Below are 17,668 nucleotides of genomic sequence, written 5' to 3'. Positions count from 1 at the left end.
AAAAAATGAAAAGGTGGGCAAATAGCCCACTTTTTTATTGTGCATGTTAGCAAAGTCAAAAATTTATGGGTAGTTTTACTTTATTTTGTACAACTTATATTGATATTTAGGGAGATGCATAATGAGCTTACTCACAGTTAAAAATTTGGGACAAGGTTTTGAAGATAAAACTTTGTATGAAAATGCTAGTTTCGTACTCAACAAAGAGGATCATATGGGTGTGACTGGTCAAAATGGGGTCGGTAAATCAACCTTGATTAAAATTTTAACTGGTGAAATACTACCTGATGAAGGACAAATTAGATGGCAAAACAAAATTACTATAGGTTACCTTGACCAGTATGCCAAGTTGAAACCGGGGGTAACAATTCGCCAGTTTTTACGCACAGCTTTTGCACCACTTTATCGTAGAGAAAAAGAATTAAGTTCTTTGTATGAAAAGTATGCAGCTGAAGGTGATAGTTCTTTACTAGAAAAAGCGGGTAAAATGCAAACCTATTTGGAAGAAAATAATTTTTATAATATTGATACCGAAATTGAGCGCGTTGCTTCTGGGTTAGGTCTGGCAGAGCTGGGGTATGATCATGATGTGAGTCAATTGTCAGGAGGTCAAAGGTCAAAAATTATTTTAGCTAAATTACTCTTGCAAACACCAGATGTATTGTTGTTAGATGAGCCGACCAACTATCTTGATGTTTCACACATAGATTGGCTCGTTGACTATCTGAATAATTTTGCTGGTGCTTTCATCGTTGTTAGCCATGATTACGACTTTTTAGACAAAATTGCCAATTGTATTATTGATATAGATATTGGTACAATAACTCGTTATACCGGAACTTTAAAGCAAGCAATGCGTCAAAAAGAAGCTAATCGGGAAACGTATATGAAGGCTTACAGTAATCAGCAGCGCAAGATCGCCAAAACTGAAGCTTATATCCGTAAAAATAAGGCTGGTACCCGTTCAAAAAGTGCAAAATCACGGGCACGGCAACTTGCGAAAATGGATGTACTGAATCCACCTAAAAATAACCATAAACCGCACTTTGCATTTCCTTATGTGGCTACAGCAGCCAACCTTTTATTGCAAACGCAGGATTTAGTAATTGGTTATGACCAGGCATTAGTCAAAGAAGCGTTCAATTTTTCGGTTGGAGGCAATGAAAAAGTTGCTATTACCGGTTTTAATGGTATTGGAAAATCAACACTATTAAAAACCATACTGGGACAACTTGATCCGATTTTTGGTACCTATAAATTGTCTGAAACTGCTAAAATTGCTTACTTTAAACAGGAATTAACTTGGCCAAATAATAACATGACGCCTTTGCAATATTTGCAGGAAAACTTTGAACGCATAAAACCCAAAGAATTAAGAGGGGCTTTGGCAAAATTGGGCGTCACTGCTCAACAGGCAATGAGTCCTTTAAAAAAACTGTCTGGTGGCGAACAAGAAAAAGTCAAATTGGCAAAAATGTTATTTGAACCGGCAAATTTGTTGTTTTTGGATGAGCCAACCAATCATTTGGACAGTGATTCTAAAGATGCACTAAGACAGGCTATCATCAAGTTTCCTGGTGGAGTGATTATTGTGAGCCATGAACGTGATTTTTTCCAAGGCAATTGGGTTGATAAAACTATTGATATTGAGACTATGAATAAACTTTGAGGTGAAAAATGAGTGCTAGACCAGGTGAATTATTTTACCAAGATTTACTTGAGACTTGCCTAACTGCCGGTGAATTAATGATTGAAGGGGGCAGTGAAATGTATCGGGTTGAAGATACGATGGTGCGCATTGCCAAAAGTGCTGGTGAACCGGATCCACGTGTTTTTGTAGTACCAACGGGTGTTTTTATGAGCTTGGATCATGGTAACTATTGCCAGAGCACACTTGTACATGAGCGCAATATCAACCTTGAACTAGTTGACCGTATCAATTCTTTGTCCCGTGCTTTTGCAGATAAAAAAATAACTTTGCAAGAAGTTAAAAAAGAAGTTACCAAGATGGCAAAGGGTGATTATCCCAATTTTCCCATATGGCTACAGACGATTGGAGCCGCAATTTTAAGTGCAACGCTCATGGTATTGTTCATGAATAATTATGATTGGGTTGATTTTCCTGCTGCGGCTATTGTGGGAGCTATTGGATTTCTTTCATTTTATTATTTTAAACGTTTTACTAACGTTAAATTCTTGGCTGAACTTGTTGCAGCCTTGATTATGACGGTTATTGCAGCCGGTTTAGTTCAACTTTTTCCGCAAATGATTATTGACCATATTCTAACTGGTGCGCTGATGCCTCTAGTTCCGGGTCTTGCTTTGACAAATGCACTGCGAGACTTATTTAAAGGTGACATTCTTTCAGGAATGGTGAAAATTTGTGAGGCTCTGCTTACAGCATTTGCATTGGGCGGCGGAGTTGGTATTGTCTTGAAATTTTTAGGAGCTTAGAAAATGCCTTTTTGGTTAGAAATAGTAATTAATGTTGCTTTCGCCTATTTGGCTTCAGCCTGTTTTGCATTAACAATCAATGTCCCAAGACGAGTACTTAATTTGGCCGGCATGAGTGGTATTATTAGCTGGATTATTTACTGGCTGGCAATGAGAGCGTCAATGGGACGGTTATTATCCAATTTACTAGGCTCTTTTGCTATCGGCATTTTAGGAATAGTTTTTGCCAGAATGAAAAAATGTCCGGCTACAGTTTTTTACATACCTGCAATTGTGCCTTTAGTGCCAGGTGTTCCCGCTTATCAGGCTGTGCGTGAATTAACTTCCGGCAATTTGCGCGGAGCAAATGATGCAGTATTAAGAGTGATAATTGTGACAGGTTCAATTGCTTTAGGAATGCTTTTGTCAAATATGTGCGTGGAAATTTTCTTCAGAATAAAAAAATTTTACAAACGTCATTTAGATAAGTATAATAATTAATGCGAGTCGACAAAAACGCGAGATGCGTATTTGTGTGAGGACGTCCGCCTTAAGTGGCAGGCACGGGAAGTGCTGGCGGTTGACCAACCTGATGTGAACAGAAGTAGTCACCTGTTATTATTAACGGGCCTCGATTTGAAAAAGAGCAGATTCTTAATTGAATCTGCTCTTTTTTCTATTCCAGATATAATGCTTGCTTTCCTTGCTGGTTATAGCTTTTTTCCAAGTTTTTCCAAGGAATGTTCTTATTTTTATGACCAAAGGGATCGTTGACGTAGACAATACGTGCCTTTTTATCAAAGCCGGTAATAACGCAAGCATGTGAAGACGGAGTCACGTGAACTTCACCTTGAGCTGTCTGCCACGTTTGCATATCCCCCACATGATTAAAATTGGTGGTAGTAATGATCAGAACCGGATGACCGTCAGAAACCAGTTTCATTACTTCGATAAAATCATGGCTTGTGAAATTACGAATGCGATTAGTGTACTTGAGGGCCACTTGCTCTAAGGGTTCATTATAAACGCACCATCCTGCATTTGCCTGACTCATGTAACCAACAAAACCAACATGAGGGTTACCCCGATATTTGCCGTTATCGGTATAAGAAGAAACGTGTTTTATGTTTTCAGACAAATTTAGTTTGTTTACCTTGATACCATAATAGCGTAAAAGCATTGACAGAGAAGTTACTTCGCAACCATTAGGCAGGTCAGGATATTGATTTTCTAGGGGAACATTTAGCTTCTGGGAAGATTTCAAGGTTAACCAGTCATAACGGTCTTTAAAACCAGTCGAGTTAAAGATTGTAAAAACTAAGCCTAGAGAAAAAATACCCAATAGTAATATCAAAATTGCTTTAAGGGAAAATCTTTTCTTTTTCATAAAGCTATTTAAACATAGGAAGATTATTAAAAGCAAAAAATCGCTCAAATTAATGAGCGATTTTGCTAAATTTTATTTTTTCTTTATTGAAGGTAGAGATTAATGGTGAGTTGCGCTTGATAAAGCATCAAGACTATGATCTTCACCTTTAACTGCCATACCTTCAACGTCCATACCTGGGCAGAAGACTTCATCTTCTGGCACGCCTCTTTCTTCAGCAAAAGCCTTATTCAGAGTTTCCATGTCCATCAAATGATATTTCTTGTCTGGGTGTTTTGGATCAACAATTTGAATTTGCGCCATCATACCAGCATCTTCGTGCTCGATAATGTGGCAGTGATACATGAAGACACCAGTGTTTTGGAAGTAAACCTTTATACGAACTGTTTCTTGAGGTGCTACTTCGATAGTGTCCTTGTAAACTCCTCTTTCGTTTGGATATGGGTCTTTACCGTTACGTGATACAACAAGGAAGTGAGCTCCGTGAGTGTGGAATGGGTGCAACATGCCGTTAACTTTATCGTTAGTGTTAGTTACGTCCCAGTATTCAGCATTCATCAATTCCTGCTTCATGTCAATTCTTTCCATTGAGAACAACTTGCCGTTAATCATGTTGTGGTTATCCATAGTAACATGAGGAACTGGTGAGTTAGGGTTAACAACTGGATCATATGGTTTGAATAAAGTATCAGGAATTACGCTGTCGTCTTTTTCATAACTGTGAATTCTGAATTCAACCAGCTTGAAGTCGTCAGTGTAAAGGTTGACAACATCGCCATCTTTATAATTGCTAAAATCAACAACTACTTGTTGACGCTCACCTGGTCCAATTAAGACTTTAGTCAATTTAACTGGGTGCTCCAAGAATGAGTCGTCACCTGCGATTTGTGTCATTACCAAGTCATCGCTAAAGTGCAGGCGCCATTCACGACGGTTAGAACCACCTAAGAAAAGCAAACGTACTTTTTGAGTAGTGACATCAACGTATGGCCGGACAACACCATTGATGATTGGAGTGTCGCCAAAGATACCCATTGCGTTGTAGTCTGCCTTATAGTCAAATTGGTTATCTTCGTGGAAAATACGGTCTTGCAAAATAATTGGGAACTCGTCCTTGCCGTAAGTCTTAGGAATTGGCAACTTAGCTTCGTTAGCATCAGTAATAACAACGCCCATAGCTAATCCCATCCAAACTTGCATGGCAGTTGATGGACATGGGTGAGCATGAAGCCATGTTAAAGCAGCTGGTTGCTTAACTATGAAGTCAATGTGCTTTTCTTCACCTGGGTAAACCGGTGAGTGACAAGCACCATCGTTACCAGGACCTGAAAGTTCCATACCATGCCAGTGGTAAGTAGTTAATTCTGGCAAGCTGTTCTTCAAAGTTACGTGAACATGTTGACCTCTGGTTAAAACCATGGTCTTACCAAGAACTGGGAAGTTGTAGCCCCAAGTATGAGTCTTTTTACCTGGCAAAAATTGGAAGTCACCTTCTTGGGACTCAATTGTGTACCAAACATCATTGTTTTCTTGTTTATCAGGCTCTAATACTGGTGGAACGACTAAAGGTTGAGCTTCAACACCTTCAGGAATGTGAAGATCCTTGTATCCCATTTCGTGATTTTTATCAAAATCTTCGGAATTATAGAAATAATCTGTGTAAACTTTATCTGACATATTCGTCTACCTTTCAGTTAAAAAATTTAGTGAAAAATTTTTAGTTACATGTTAAATTTACTCTATGTGAAAACGCTTGTAAAGTAGATACAGCTATGTTTTTTTAATAATAATTTATAAAAGCGCTTTTTCAAAATTTTATAGAGCAAAGTGTTATTTAATATTGGCAAAAATTCTGCTTAAACAGTGGTTTTCTTTGAATAAAAACAGCATTTAACTATTTTTAGTTAACATTGATTAGCAAAAGTGTTTTTTAAAAAATTTTTTTTAAAAGAAATAAAAAAATTGTTTTTAAACAAAACTTTTTGTATCGTATAAAAGACTGATAAAATTTGATAAATTTAGATAAGGGATTTTAATTTGAAAATAAGCTTAACAGATTTAACCACAAAAATAGAAAAACAAGATTATATTGAAGACTTAGAAACTGTTAAATACGCAGAAATTAGTAAGTCAAAAGCCAGAATACAAGAGTTGGCGACTAAATTAGTTGAAGAAACCAGAGCTGCGCTTAAACATAATTCATTAAGTCATGTTGCACTTGAAATAAGCGGACAGAGACCAATTGTCTTTGCTTTAGAAAGCAATATTATTAATTTGCCTTATAGTAATTACAAAAAGATCGCTAATTTTTTCGAAGAAGGTAAAGAATATCCTGTTGCCATTTATTTTGAAACTCAATCAGAATATTTGAATGCATCAGGGTTTAGAATTGACCAGATAGCAACAGAAGAAGAAATTGAACAAGATGAAACCGGTATTGTAGACAGACTGACAGATGCAATGCAGGAAAAAATTAAACAGGTGCGTGAATATCAAAAGCCTTCGACTTCAGTCAAAAAGAAGGCAGTTACTAAAGCGGAAGTTACTAAAAAAACTGCTAAAACTAAGAAAAAAACTACCAAAAAGACTAAATAGAAATCCTTATTTTTTAACAGGGAAAGGTTTTTAATTATTGCTTTAATAATGCTATTTTTAAGCTCAGCTATTCAAAAGATACTTTTTACAATATAATGGAGAAAGAAGCAGGAGGTCCGTTATGGTTAGCTGGAATCTACTTGGAGTTTTGTTATGGGTAATTATTATTCTGTATTTAGTTTTTGTTGTGCAAAATATTCGCAAACGCCGAATTACTATGATTATAAAGAAGCACAGGCAGTTTAGCTGGCCTAATTTTCTAGTCGACGTTATTGAAATAGTCGTTTTAATATTTGGCATTGGCTGGCTTTTTAACAAAACGATGCTGGATAATCCTGACCTTGAAGATACTAGCAAAATAACAGCGCACATTACTTACGAACCTATTGTCATGAATACTGGGGAAGGTAATTCGAGTTACGTTACGATTGATTCGAAAAAGAAAAGGATTAGTACCCAGACTTTTACCTATTACAGACCAGGTAAAAAGATTAAAGTATCCAGTGATTTTGCCACCGTTGCATATGGCAAAAGTCCTTTGGATCTGAATGCTGCAAAAATTCCCTATGATAAAAAAGAATTGCAGAAAATGGATCGTAAATATCAACGTGCTTATGTTGCTATTTATACAGCCAACTATAAAAAAGTGTGGCAGAATGGCATTGGAATGCATGCTGGCCATAATGCGACTCGTTACTATTTAATTAGAATTCCAGATTCATCATTTATCAAAGAAAAGTAAAATTAATTTAAAATAAAGCGCTTGCATAATTTTAAAAGTATGCTATGCCTCATTTACATTGAAAATTTAAGTAGATTGCTACTATTAAATTAGGCGAGACTACTAGTAAAACTGATAAATTTTAAAGGCTCTTTGCCAATAGGTTTGACAAGGAGCCTTTTAAATTGAAATTATTAAAAAATAAAATTTTACATCAATGAGCAATCTGTATTGTTTCTTTTTTGCGAACTTGAACCAGGAGATTTCCTTCGACAAAAGCGAGAATAAAGCTAGCTGTCAAGAAGTCGACTACATTACCAGAAGAAAAAGCTGCCAATAAAATGAAACTGCTGGAAACAATTAAAGAACTGGCTAAATAGGTGCGTGATGTCTTATATCTTAGCCATCTGTAAGCACTATAAATTAATACTGCCAAGTATGGTCCGACAAACAAGAGCATTCCGAGCCAACCTAAAGAATATATTTGAGCAGTGAAATCGCGCTCTAAATTAAAGATGTTGTTTTCTCGAATGTATGAAATACCCAAAAATTTATCTAGCTTATTGTTATTGGTTTTGACTACTTGATTAAGCATTGCTTTTTCAATATGGCGATTTTCCATTCGCGCTTGACCCGGTTCATTCATAATTTTAAGCCAAAATTCTGGATCATACTGGTAGGGGTAGCTTTTGAAGACAAATTTAGGGTTAAGAGCATATTCTTGATAATTTTTCTTGATAAAGTAGCGCAGAAATTCTGCCCGTTTTTGGCCTCTAGGATATTTTTGTAAGCCCGCAGCTAGTTCCTTTTTTTCATCAGTTAAGTCGTGGTCAGATTGTTTGGCTAAATAAATTTCATAATTGTAACGCTGAATCGCAGGACCAAAAGGTAAAATCACCAGAGATCCAACTTCAATTAAGACTGCAACTAAAAATGCCTTGCCACCTTTTTTTACATCTTTAATCAGATATTTATGTAAACCAAACAGAATAAGCCCAATAATTATGCCACCAATTAGTCCAATAGCTGCTACTTTAGTACCAATCTCGATCATTGCCAGAGCTTGCACAACATTTAGCAAAACTGTATGCCAGCTAAATGAAGTAAAAAGATAGTACAGCATAAGTGGTAGCAGCATGAACAATACTGCTGAGATCATATTGGTAAAGTTGAAGAAACCTTTAGAAGCCATGTGTGAATAGCCAATATTAGGATTAAAGAACCATTCAAAAATGTTGGCGCTGATAGTTCCTGTTTCATACGATTTAAGAGAAATAACAAAAAGGTTGGAAAGAACGATAGTGCCTGAAAACAATCCTGAGATACCTTCAATCACCAGTTGCAATTGTTTTTGACTAAAATCTAATTCATTAGTTAAATAAAGAACTGTTAAGGGCAGCATCATTCTAATTAAATAAAAGATTTCTCCACTGGCAGTGTAACCATAATTGTTAGGGCTGACACTGGTAAAGTGTTGCACATGCAGTAAATGAAGTGCTGAATAGACAACTAAAAGAATAATATAAATTAACAGCCACTTTTCCCGTGATAGTTTCTGCCAGGAATTTTGCGAACTAAAATAAAGGCAAACTAGTGTTGCCACAGCTAAAATACGAATAATGGTAGGCAGAGTAAATGGTAAAATATTGGCCAGAGTGCCGTGATAAAACCAATATAAATCTAAAAAAGGTTGAATTAAAATAAACCAAAATAAGACAGTTCGTGCTTTTTCTTTCACTTTTTTCTCCATATCATAAATATTTTCATGGTTTAATTTTAGGCAAAAACGCAGCAAAAAAAAAGAGCAGTGAATCCTTATTCACTGTTTCTTAATTAAAAATAGCTATTAATCTTTCTTCTTGTCAGCATTTGCTTTTTCTTTGGCAGCTTTTTTAATTTTTTCTACTTTAACGTCACTTTTGGCCAAATCCTGAATTTCCTTAATTTTCTTTTTAGGAACGCTCTTTAAATTCTTGAAATTGACTACTATTTTTTGATTTAAGTCACTAACTGCGGTCTTATCAGTCGGATCATAATCAATAATTTTTAGCAGGGCAGAATTTTCGTAAATTTTTTCTACTTTACCAAGAAAAGGTTTGTTCAGCTCTTCTTCAGATTTGGCGCTAAGAATGTCATCTGCTTTCACATCTGCTTTTTTCATAATAAATTTTACTTCCTCTCTTACCCATGTTTCATTATAATAGAAAGATATTATTATAAAAGCGAATTGTTTTCAAGTAAAGGAAGCTTGGATTTTGCAAAAATTAATTTTAATTGCTGGCCCTAGTGGAGCCGGTAAAACAACTATTTCAGAATATTTAGCAAATAAGTTTAATATTCCCAGAGTTTTGACTCACACGACCAGACCGATTAGACCAGGAGAGAGTCCTGAAGGCTCTTATCATTTTGAAACTGAAGCCAGTTTTAAAAAACTACATTTTTTTGAGCACGTTAAATATGGTTCATACCAATATGGTTCGAGCAGAGAAGCATTAGAAAATGCCTGGCTGGACCATGATATAGTTTCCTTGATTGTTGATATTAAGGGAGCTGCTTCCTATTTGGCTGCAATCAGTAGTCAAGTCTATTTTTTATACATTACTACCAGCTCTAAAGAAATGCTTGCTGAACGCTTACTAAAAAGAGGCGATGATCCTCACAAAATTAAAGAGCGATTAAGTGGCAGTGAACTAAATGTGTTACCTGATAGCCTTAAAAAAGATGCCCACGTATTAATTAATGATAACTGGCAGCAGACTGAAAAAAAACTTCTCACCATTGTCGCAGGTCTCAGGAAAACACTGAACTAATAAAATTACTTTTGTAAAAAAGTACCCGTTTCAAAAATAAAATTCTTATCGTTTTGTAGCTCGTTTGAAACAAATGTGTAACATTAAATGAGTATTATAGAAAATGTCGAAGAAATAGGACGAGTGATTGCCAACTATCATTTGTTATATTTACGCACAATTTTCGCATATGGATTAGAAAAGAGTTTAATTTTGAAACACGGACATTCAAAGATATTAATTAGATTAATAACTGTCATAGCTTTGTTTTTCACTGGTGCAACTAGTGTAACAGTAGTCACTGCTGCCACAGTGAATGATGTCAGTGCCAGTAGTGTAACTAAGAAGCAGACAGCCGTAGCTAAATTAGCCAAAAAACAGGTTGGCAAAAGATATGTATATGGTGCTACAGGTCCTTATTCTTTTGATTGTTCAGGTTTAGTACAATATGTTTATAAAAAAGCTGGAAGTAAAACTTTACCAAGAACCACGTATTCTCAAGTAACAGAAGGTAAAAAAGTTTCATTAAAAAAATTGAAGAAGGGCGATTTGCTTTTCTGGGGCTCTTCCGTTGCCCCTTATCACGTTGGCATCTATGTTGGAGATAACCAATTTGTTCATGCGGCTACACCAAGTCAAGGCGTTTTAAAACAATCACTTAGTGCATATTTCTATCCTTCCGCTGCTAAACGTATATTAGACTAATTAAACTCTGATTCTATATTTTTAAAATTTTGAATATTGTAGATACGTTCTTTTAGCTATAGTGTAGTTGAAAGGGCTTTTTTACTTACCGGTATTATTATTGTAACCTTATTGTAACAATATGCGTGTAAAATTGATTTTGTAACATAGAAATAGAACTTAATTTTAAAACAACTTGATGCTAATACGGGGGGATTTTGATTTTGAAAGTTAAAAGTAATTTAGTTAAATTTACTACTGCTGCGGCCTTGACTATTACTGGCTTTGGAGTTGCGAATGCAGTTAACACCAGTTCTGCGGCTACTAATGTTAAAGCAGCTACAAACAAGCTAAAAATCAATTATGTTCCTGGATATGGCATTAATGTTTGGGATAATTATGAAAATCCTACTTTTACTGGGAAAAGGATTAAACACGGTAAAACCGTGCGGGTTTTAAGCAGAGCAATTGATAAAAAAGGCAACACTTGGTATGAAATTGGTGAAGGCCAATGGATTCAGGCGCGTTATACTGTCAAACCGGGAGCTAAATTAGCAAAAGTTCAAGCTAGAACTATCAAGAAGAAGAGTGTAAAACAGGCAGAAAAAGTTGCTGATTTGGCAAAAGCTGAGGTTGGTAAATCTTATGCATGGGGCGGAAACGGACCGCAAGGTTTTGATTGCTCTGGTTTAGCTCAATATGTTTATAACAAGGCTACTGGGGTAAACTTAAGCCGTACAACTTATTCACAAGTTAAGCAGGGCAAAAAGGTTTCACTGCAAAATTTAAAACCGGGTGATCTTTTGTTCTGGGGATCTTCAACAGCACCATATCATGTAGGTATCTATGTTGGCGACAATCAGTATGTTCATGCTGCTACTCCGGCTCAAGGAGTTGTGAAGGAAAATTTAAGTTCTTATTTCTATCCATCAGTTGCAAAACGTGTTCTTGAATAAAAGAATATATTTTAAATAAATTAAAACACTTGGAAACCTTCTAAGTGTTTTTTTAGTACTGTTTGATTAGTGTAACTTGATTAAATATTTAAAGCGTCTAAAATAAAAATTGAATACTGATTTATGATCACATTTTTGCTATTTTAAAGGAGAACTGATTTGATGAAGCGTAATTTTTGGAAAATGGGTCTTGCCGCGGCATTGACTCTAACCGGAATTGGTGTGACTGCTCCACAAAAAACAGTGGATGCTGCTACATTAAAAGAACCTGTGAAGTGGGTGCAAATTAGTTGCTTGCCCAATAAAGATGTCAAAATTTGGACGAATTATGAAGGTGGACAACTAATAAGTTTTCGCGCCAAAAATAAAAGCAAGTGGAATGTTGCTAAAATAGCGGTTGATCGCAAGGGCAGGCTATGGTATATGATTGGCGACAGTGAGTGGATTGAAGCTCGCTACACTGAGGACCTGGAAACTAAAGCTGATGCCAGAACTGCTCATGAACAAGTAAAACCTGCTGCAACAAAAAAGAAAAATAAACAGATAAAACCTAAGAAAGCATTAAAAATACCAAAAAAACAAAAGGTTCAAAAACAAAAAGTAGTTGTTCCTAGTTTAAACAATGTTATTAATAAAAAGAGCAATAAAAATAACGTAAGTACAATTAATGTAGCTAATAATAGTATTTCTGACAATGTTTCAAAGCGTGCCCAGGCTGTAGTCAATTTAGCTAAAAGTCAATTAGGTAAAGGCTATGCCTGGGGTGGCAACGGTCCAGATAATTATGATTGCTCTGGTTTGGTGCAATATGTTTATAATCAAGCTGGTGGTGTAAAATTACCACGAGTCACCACTGACCAGGTAAAAGTTGGGCAAACAGTAGCAATGAGCCAGTTGCAGCCTGGAGATCTATTATATTGGGGCTCGCCAGATGCTCCTTATCATGTTGGCATCTATGTTGGAAATAACCAGTACGTCAGTGCTGCAACGCCTGAACAAGGTGTGGTGTTGCAATCAATCAGCTCATATTTTTATCCTTGTGTAGCAAAGCGCGTTCTTCAGTAGTTAACTGGCAAAATTTGTGATTAAGTTGACTTTAATTTGATCTGCTTTCCTAATAACAATTTATATTAAAATAAAAGATTCTCATAGCAACGTGAGAATCTTTTTGTTTATGTTATTTTTAATGCTGCGATTCTTCTAGACAATATAACCGGCAAATTGAGCTTGTTCTCTGGGTGACAGTCGTACAGCAATATGAACGCCATCATTTTGATAACTTTCTTTTAATACCTGAGCGTTTTCGTGTAAATAAGATAAAATTTTCCCTGCAGACAAAGGCAACAGCAAATTAATTTTTTTATAATTGGAAAAAATACGCTTCGTTATTAAGTCAGCAAGGGTTTCAATCGATTTAGTATCAACAGCCGAGTATAAAATGCCACTGCCTTCAATTTGAGGATAATTTCGTTGCGACTTGTCGGCCTTATTGTAGGCGGTGATCATCGGGGTATTTTTAACACCAATTTCTTTGAGCACATTTTGTGTAGTGCGAATCATTTGGATCATGTTGGGATCAGAGGCATCAACAACATTTATCAATAAGTCAGCATCTTTTACTTCTTGTAAAGTTGCTTTAAAAGACTCAATCAAATTATGGGGCAATTTGGAAATAAACCCAACTGTGTCTGAAAGAATAAAACTAAAATTATTCTCTAAGTCAATTCTGCGCACATTTGTGTCTAAAGTTGCAAATAACATATTTTTAACAAAAACCTGTTTATCACTATGTTTGGAAAATTCTTTTAACAGCCCATTCATTGTGGTTGATTTGCCAGCATTGGTATAACCTACAAGCGCTACTTTAGGAATATGGTTTTGATTACGCCTTTTGGCCTTGATTTGTTCCTGCTTATCAATTGCTTGTAATTCTCTTTTTATAATAGAAATTTGTTTACCAATGGTGCGGCGATTCAATTCCAGCTTGGATTCTCCAGCACCACGGTTGGCAAAACCGCCACCAGTTGAACCACCATTACCGCGTTGCTGGTCCAAGGTATTTTCTGACGGGTGCAACCGTGGTAATTCGTACTGCAGGCGTGCCAGTTGCACCTGCAGTTTTGCTTGTTTAGTACGTGCTCTTTTTGAAAAAATTTCTAAAATTAATTCGGTGCGGTCAATTACCCGTAATTTGGTTAATTTTTCTAAATTTCGGATTTGCACTGGAGTTAACTCATCGTTAAGTATCAGAACTTTTGCTTTTAAGCCGTGTGCAATATCCTTAATTTCATTAATTTTTCCCAAACCAAAATAAGTACCAGCAATTATATGCTCCTCATTTTGTCGAGCTTGTCCTACAACCTCCATGTTTGCTGCTTCTGTCAAATTGGCCAGTTCACTCATGTAGTAGTCAAAATTGGGATCATTTAAATTGGCGCCAGCAATAAATGCTTTTGTTTTTCGTGGAGTATTATCAATCATTTAATTCTCTTTCTGTACATAAAAGTTATTAGTATTAATTTTTAAAAATTGTCAATCCACATGTTTCATTCTTCTTTCGCACTTATACTTATAATAGTTTAATTTTAATACAAAACGGCTAGTTTACCAAAAAGAAGAAGTGAAGTGGTAAAAGTTAAGCGCCTCAAAAAGAACCAAAGATACTCAAGACCTCGTTTACGAATGCTGGGCTACTATGCGCCTGCTGGTTATAAAAATTATTAGTAATCGAAATTCTAAAGTTTTTCATCCTTTTTACGGACGAGTTATCGACAAAATTGTGTAAATGCAGTTTATTTAAAATCAGGACAAGACTCAATTATGGCGAAATTCCGTAAATCTTTATTATAGGAAATACAAAAATAAATAGGCACATCCTAATCGATGCGCTTTTTTGTTGCCCAAATCTCTAGTTAACTAATTGCACCAGAAATAATAGATAACCTTGACTTTTGCTTATTTTGTTGTCGTGCTTGAATAATGGTTGAGAACGATTACATCTAGAAAGAAATCCCGATAATGTTAAGCATTTGCTTACTGCTCATAGTCTGCAAGATGTTCGTAAATTACTTTTGTCAATTTAGATTACTTAAATATTCACCTGTAAATCAGGGAAAGCGACTACATAATAAGTGGTCGCTTTTTTATTTGGCAGATAGAAAAAAAGGAGTATAATTCAATCTATTAAGGTACCTAACTAAATTTTGAAACGGAGATAATTAAAATGGCACAAACGTTAAACTATCAATCTAATCAAAGGGTGCAAAAAAATCGCTGGTGGATATTAGTTGCTGTGGGTCTGTTTACATTCATGTCAACTTTAGACGGTACAATTGTTAATATTGCTTTGCCAGTGATCAGTAAAGACTTGCACATTCCTATGAGTCAATCTGAATGGGTGGTCTCACTTTATTTGATTGTGGTCTGCAGCTTTATTCTGTTTTTTGGCAAATTAAGTGATATCTACGGTAAAATAAAAGTTTTCCGGCTAGGAGCCATATTCTTTATTGGGGGTTCGCTTTTATCTGGAATTAGAATTAATTTAATATTTTTATTGGTGGCAAGAGCCCTGCAAGCTTTTGGTGCAGCTATGACTATGGCTACTAATAATGGGATCATTACTGAAATTTTTCCTGCTACTGAGAGAGGAAAGGCATTAGGTACAATCGGTTCTTTTGTTGCTTTGGGTTCCATTGCTGGCCCCGGACTTGGTGGCTTAATTTTAAGTCATCTTTCATGGTCTTATATTTTCTGGTTAAATGTTCCTGTTGGCCTGATAGCTGCAATAATTGGTGCTATATTCCTGCCTAAGGACATTACTTTTACTAAATCTGCTTTAGATAAGGCCGGTTCTTTCAGCTTTGCTTTAGGTATGATTACTTTGTTTGGCGGTATTTTTTTAGGGCAACAGCTAGGGTTTAGTTCTTTACCTGTTTTATTAATGTTGCTAGTAGGTCTGGTCAGTTTTATCTGGTTTATTTATGTTGAAAATCATGTAGCAAATCCATTATTGCAATTTAAATTATTTAAAAATCCAGATTTTTCAGTTAGTCTGCTTTGTGCATTATTAATTTTTATAACTAACTTTTTCTTTAATGTGGTCACTCCTTTTTATTTGGAAAATGCTCGTCACTTGTCACCGGGAAAAACAGGCTTAATTTTAATGATATTACCTGTAGTCCAACTGTTTGCTGCCCCAGTTGCTGGTTCTGTTTCTGATAAAATTGGTCCTAAGTTGATTACTTTTATTGGTTTAGTTTTATTGTTAATCAGTCAGATTGGTTATACATTGTGCAACTTGAACTCACCTATGTGGCTATTCATAATTAGTATTGCAATTATGGGATTGGGCAGTGGCATATTCAGTTCGCCAAATAATTCTTTAGTTATGAGTTCGGTCGAGCAAAAAGATTTAGGCATTGCCGGCAGTATTAATTCACTTTCCCGTAATTTAGGAATGGTCATTGGGATATCAAGTGCTACTACGGTATTATTTGCTGCAATGAGCAGAGCAAAAGGAGAAAGAGTTACAGCTTATTTGCCTAAACAACCTGAAATTTTTATTTACGGCATGCATGTGGTCTTTATTATTTCAATGATAATTTGTTTAATTACCGTTCTTTTGAGTGGATGGAGACTATTTAAAAATAATAAATAATAAAACATTAAAAAGTGTTGAAAATTGATGTAACCCTCAAATTTATTTTAGATTTTGTAGTTATAGCAAAAATTATAAAATTCAACTCTTTTTTATTTTAAAAAATAATTTTTTAATAATTATTTCTTCCTTTTGGCAATTTGGGTATATTATGGTAGAAGGAAAGAGCAAAATGAGGAGGTTTAGGATGAACCATAAAGTTGTGACGTATCCAGCTGTTTTTAAGCCACTGGAAAATGATATATATGTAATTAGTTTCCCTGATGTTAAAGGTGGAATAACTGAAGGGCAGGGCTTGCGTGAGTCAATGAAAATGGCTGCTGACACTCTTGCCAGTCGCCTTTATAATAAAGCAGTATTACCCAAGGTCAGCAAGATTAGTGATATTGAATTGCCAGATGATGGCTCATTTGTTGCACCAGTTTCTGCAGACCTAACCGAAGCTTCACGTGATCGCATTAATTACGAAATATAATATATAAAAAAAGCACCCCAATTTCTTGGGATGCCTTTTTTATTAACTTGTTCCAAAAACTTTATTATAATTCTCGGGAACAAGTTAATTATAATATATCTAAGTAAATTTTGCTAATAAATTTAGCTTCTTTTGGTAAAAATACTTTAAAATAAGCTTTAAATTAAAATGCTATCCAAAAAGCGCATTATTATATCATTTTTTGAAAATTAAGTATAATTTTTCAATGATTTAATTGAATTAAAAAGTTGAAATTGTAAATAATTTTGTATTCTGATCAAATTGACAATACCACTGTTTGAGTGCTATTTTTGAAAGAGAAAAAGTTTGGGAGTAAATTATGCAAACAATTGAAAGTTCTGTTTTGCGTGTGGCTGTTTCTGAAAAGGGTGCCAGGTTAGTTAACTTGATTGCCCTGAATAGTCAAATTGATTATTTGAAAGATGTTGACGCGCAAAAAGCATTAGAAGTTATTTTTAGAGGAGCTGAACAAGAGGAAAATCTAGCAGATATCCTGCCCTGGACAGTTGTAGACAAGGGAGATTCACGAGTTAGTTTGGCTTTAATTGACGACAATTCGAGTTATAAAAAGTTCCCGTTTCATTTTGAAGCAGTATTAACATACGCCTTAGAAGGAAATGTAATTGGCATTAAATTTTATCTGAAAAATAATTCTCATAAAGATATGCCGTTTTCAGTGAAATTCGTGATACCAGTTTTCTCAGGTTGGAAAGTGAATTCTAATGCTAACGAAATTGTATTAAGTAAAGATAAAACTAATTTAACTATAGCTTCCGCTAATTTTACGTTAACGGCTGAGAGCGATCAAATTAGTGCTGCTTATGATGCAGCTGCACTGGCTAGTGACAGTGACGACGGTCTGAGATTGACCCTAGCCTTGAATTAAATAAATTAATGATTTTAATAAGATACAAAAGGCAAACCGGCAGTGGCTTGTTTTTTTTGCTATA

Annotated in this window: 17 protein-coding genes; 12 read left to right on the top strand and 5 right to left on the bottom strand. The window is 35.3% G+C overall.

The genetic code is table 11. The annotated features are described in order from the left end of the window. Positions 1-121: 121 nt before the first annotated feature. From JF75_RS08285 to JF75_RS08275, 3 genes are read left to right on the top strand one after another with little or no spacing between them, the layout of a single operon-like run. Entirely contained in the window at positions 122-1,669 is a 1,548-nt protein-coding gene (locus JF75_RS08285) for an ABC-F family ATP-binding cassette domain-containing protein (RefSeq protein ID WP_046332605.1), read from the top strand. Between the two features lie 8 nt (positions 1,670-1,677). After that, positions 1,678-2,454 carry a threonine/serine exporter family protein gene (locus JF75_RS08280; RefSeq protein ID WP_046332604.1) on the top strand — a complete coding sequence of 259 codons (777 nt, stop codon included), beginning with the start codon at positions 1,678-1,680 and terminating at the stop codon, positions 2,452-2,454. 3 nt (positions 2,455-2,457) lie between these two features. Then, on the top strand, positions 2,458-2,934 hold the full coding sequence (locus JF75_RS08275; RefSeq protein ID WP_046332603.1) for a threonine/serine exporter family protein: 477 nt from the start codon (positions 2,458-2,460) through the stop codon (positions 2,932-2,934). A 175-nt stretch (positions 2,935-3,109) separates the two neighbouring features. On the opposite strand, the gene JF75_RS08270 is transcribed toward JF75_RS08275, so the two are convergent. Both JF75_RS08270 and JF75_RS08265 read right to left on the bottom strand, forming a co-directional pair. Beyond that, positions 3,110-3,820, bottom strand: a complete 711-nt coding sequence (locus JF75_RS08270; protein ID WP_046332602.1) for a C39 family peptidase — start codon at positions 3,818-3,820, stop codon at positions 3,110-3,112. A 99-nt stretch (positions 3,821-3,919) separates the two neighbouring features. Then, a complete protein-coding gene (locus JF75_RS08265; RefSeq protein ID WP_046332601.1) occupies positions 3,920-5,497 on the bottom strand; it encodes a multicopper oxidase family protein in 1,578 nt (525 codons plus the stop codon). Between the two features lie 360 nt (positions 5,498-5,857). Between JF75_RS08265 and JF75_RS08260 the strand changes: the two genes are divergently transcribed. Together JF75_RS08260 and JF75_RS08255 are read left to right on the top strand one after the other, a co-directional pair. Then, positions 5,858-6,415 (top strand): hypothetical protein, encoded by a 558-nt coding sequence (locus tag JF75_RS08260; protein WP_046332600.1) that lies wholly within the window; start codon positions 5,858-5,860, stop codon positions 6,413-6,415. Positions 6,416-6,536: 121 nt separating this feature from the next. Continuing rightward, positions 6,537-7,157 (top strand): LVIS_2131 family protein, encoded by a 621-nt coding sequence (locus JF75_RS08255; protein WP_046332599.1) that lies wholly within the window; start codon positions 6,537-6,539, stop codon positions 7,155-7,157. Between the two features lie 193 nt (positions 7,158-7,350). Here JF75_RS08255 and JF75_RS08250 read toward each other — a convergent pair whose 3' ends face one another. Both JF75_RS08250 and JF75_RS08245 read right to left on the bottom strand, forming a co-directional pair. After that, positions 7,351-8,874 (bottom strand): O-antigen ligase family protein, encoded by a 1,524-nt coding sequence (locus JF75_RS08250; RefSeq protein WP_046332598.1) that lies wholly within the window; start codon positions 8,872-8,874, stop codon positions 7,351-7,353. Between the two features lie 108 nt (positions 8,875-8,982). Continuing rightward, on the bottom strand, positions 8,983-9,297 hold the full coding sequence (locus JF75_RS08245; RefSeq protein WP_046332597.1) for a hypothetical protein: 315 nt from the start codon (positions 9,295-9,297) through the stop codon (positions 8,983-8,985). A gap of 94 nt (positions 9,298-9,391) precedes the next feature. Here JF75_RS08245 and JF75_RS08240 point away from each other — a divergent pair, with 94 nt between their 5' ends. The 4 genes from JF75_RS08240 to JF75_RS08225 all read left to right on the top strand — a co-directional run bounded on the left by JF75_RS08240 (position 9,392) and on the right by JF75_RS08225 (position 12,630). Further along, on the top strand, positions 9,392-9,946 hold the full coding sequence (locus tag JF75_RS08240) for a guanylate kinase (protein WP_046332596.1): 555 nt from the start codon (positions 9,392-9,394) through the stop codon (positions 9,944-9,946). Positions 9,947-10,033: 87 nt separating this feature from the next. Then, positions 10,034-10,630, top strand: a complete 597-nt coding sequence (locus JF75_RS08235; RefSeq protein WP_084605768.1) for a C40 family peptidase — start codon at positions 10,034-10,036, stop codon at positions 10,628-10,630. 203 nt (positions 10,631-10,833) lie between these two features. Next, positions 10,834-11,565 carry a C40 family peptidase gene (locus JF75_RS08230; RefSeq protein ID WP_046332595.1) on the top strand — a complete coding sequence of 244 codons (732 nt, stop codon included), beginning with the start codon at positions 10,834-10,836 and terminating at the stop codon, positions 11,563-11,565. Positions 11,566-11,724: 159 nt separating this feature from the next. After that, positions 11,725-12,630: a C40 family peptidase gene (locus tag JF75_RS08225; protein WP_379859252.1), complete on the top strand. Its 906-nt coding sequence runs from the start codon at positions 11,725-11,727 to the stop codon at positions 12,628-12,630. Positions 12,631-12,765: 135 nt separating this feature from the next. Here the strand turns inward: JF75_RS08225 and hflX are convergent, their stop codons facing one another. After that, the gene (gene hflX, locus JF75_RS08220; protein ID WP_046332593.1) at positions 12,766-14,046 is read right to left on the bottom strand and encodes a GTPase HflX; all 1,281 of its coding nucleotides are present in this window, start codon (positions 14,044-14,046) and stop codon (positions 12,766-12,768) included. 742 nt (positions 14,047-14,788) lie between these two features. Here hflX and JF75_RS08215 point away from each other — a divergent pair. The 3 genes from JF75_RS08215 to JF75_RS08205 all read left to right on the top strand — a co-directional run bounded on the left by JF75_RS08215 (position 14,789) and on the right by JF75_RS08205 (position 17,604). After that, positions 14,789-16,222 (top strand): MFS transporter, encoded by a 1,434-nt coding sequence (locus JF75_RS08215; protein ID WP_046332592.1) that lies wholly within the window; start codon positions 14,789-14,791, stop codon positions 16,220-16,222. A gap of 187 nt (positions 16,223-16,409) precedes the next feature. Beyond that, positions 16,410-16,697, top strand: a complete 288-nt coding sequence (locus tag JF75_RS08210; protein ID WP_046332591.1) for a type II toxin-antitoxin system HicB family antitoxin — start codon at positions 16,410-16,412, stop codon at positions 16,695-16,697. Positions 16,698-17,037: 340 nt separating this feature from the next. Next, positions 17,038-17,604: an aldose epimerase family protein gene (locus tag JF75_RS08205; RefSeq protein ID WP_046332590.1), complete on the top strand. Its 567-nt coding sequence runs from the start codon at positions 17,038-17,040 to the stop codon at positions 17,602-17,604. The last annotated feature ends 64 nt before the right edge of the window (positions 17,605-17,668 follow it).

The sequence above is a fragment of the Lactobacillus kimbladii genome, from assembly GCF_000970755.1.
In the GTDB taxonomy this organism is placed as follows: domain Bacteria; phylum Bacillota; class Bacilli; order Lactobacillales; family Lactobacillaceae; genus Lactobacillus; species Lactobacillus kimbladii.
Note: the sequence above shows the minus strand (reverse complement) of the source record. Positions and strands in the feature narration are given on the sequence as shown.

Excerpts from the sequence above, each read along its gene's own strand:
- JF75_RS08275 (WP_046332603.1), top strand. The coding sequence starts at position 2,458 with ATGCCTTTTTGGTTAGAAATAGTAATTAATGTTGCTTTCGCCTATTTG.
- JF75_RS08255 (WP_046332599.1), top strand. The coding sequence starts at position 6,537 with ATGGTTAGCTGGAATCTACTTGGAGTTTTGTTATGGGTAATTATTATT.
- JF75_RS08210 (WP_046332591.1), top strand. The coding sequence starts at position 16,410 with ATGAACCATAAAGTTGTGACGTATCCAGCTGTTTTTAAGCCACTGGAA.
- JF75_RS08280 (WP_046332604.1), top strand. The coding sequence starts at position 1,678 with ATGAGTGCTAGACCAGGTGAATTATTTTACCAAGATTTACTTGAGACT.
- JF75_RS08270 (WP_046332602.1), bottom strand. The coding sequence starts at position 3,820 with ATGAAAAAGAAAAGATTTTCCCTTAAAGCAATTTTGATATTACTATTG.
- JF75_RS08215 (WP_046332592.1), top strand. The coding sequence starts at position 14,789 with ATGGCACAAACGTTAAACTATCAATCTAATCAAAGGGTGCAAAAAAAT.
- JF75_RS08245 (WP_046332597.1), bottom strand. The coding sequence starts at position 9,297 with ATGAAAAAAGCAGATGTGAAAGCAGATGACATTCTTAGCGCCAAATCT.
- JF75_RS08265 (WP_046332601.1), bottom strand. The coding sequence starts at position 5,497 with ATGTCAGATAAAGTTTACACAGATTATTTCTATAATTCCGAAGATTTT.
- JF75_RS08285 (WP_046332605.1), top strand. The coding sequence starts at position 122 with ATGAGCTTACTCACAGTTAAAAATTTGGGACAAGGTTTTGAAGATAAA.
- JF75_RS08205 (WP_046332590.1), top strand. The coding sequence starts at position 17,038 with ATGCAAACAATTGAAAGTTCTGTTTTGCGTGTGGCTGTTTCTGAAAAG.
- hflX (WP_046332593.1), bottom strand. The coding sequence starts at position 14,046 with ATGATTGATAATACTCCACGAAAAACAAAAGCATTTATTGCTGGCGCC.
- JF75_RS08235 (WP_084605768.1), top strand. The coding sequence starts at position 10,034 with ATGAGTATTATAGAAAATGTCGAAGAAATAGGACGAGTGATTGCCAAC.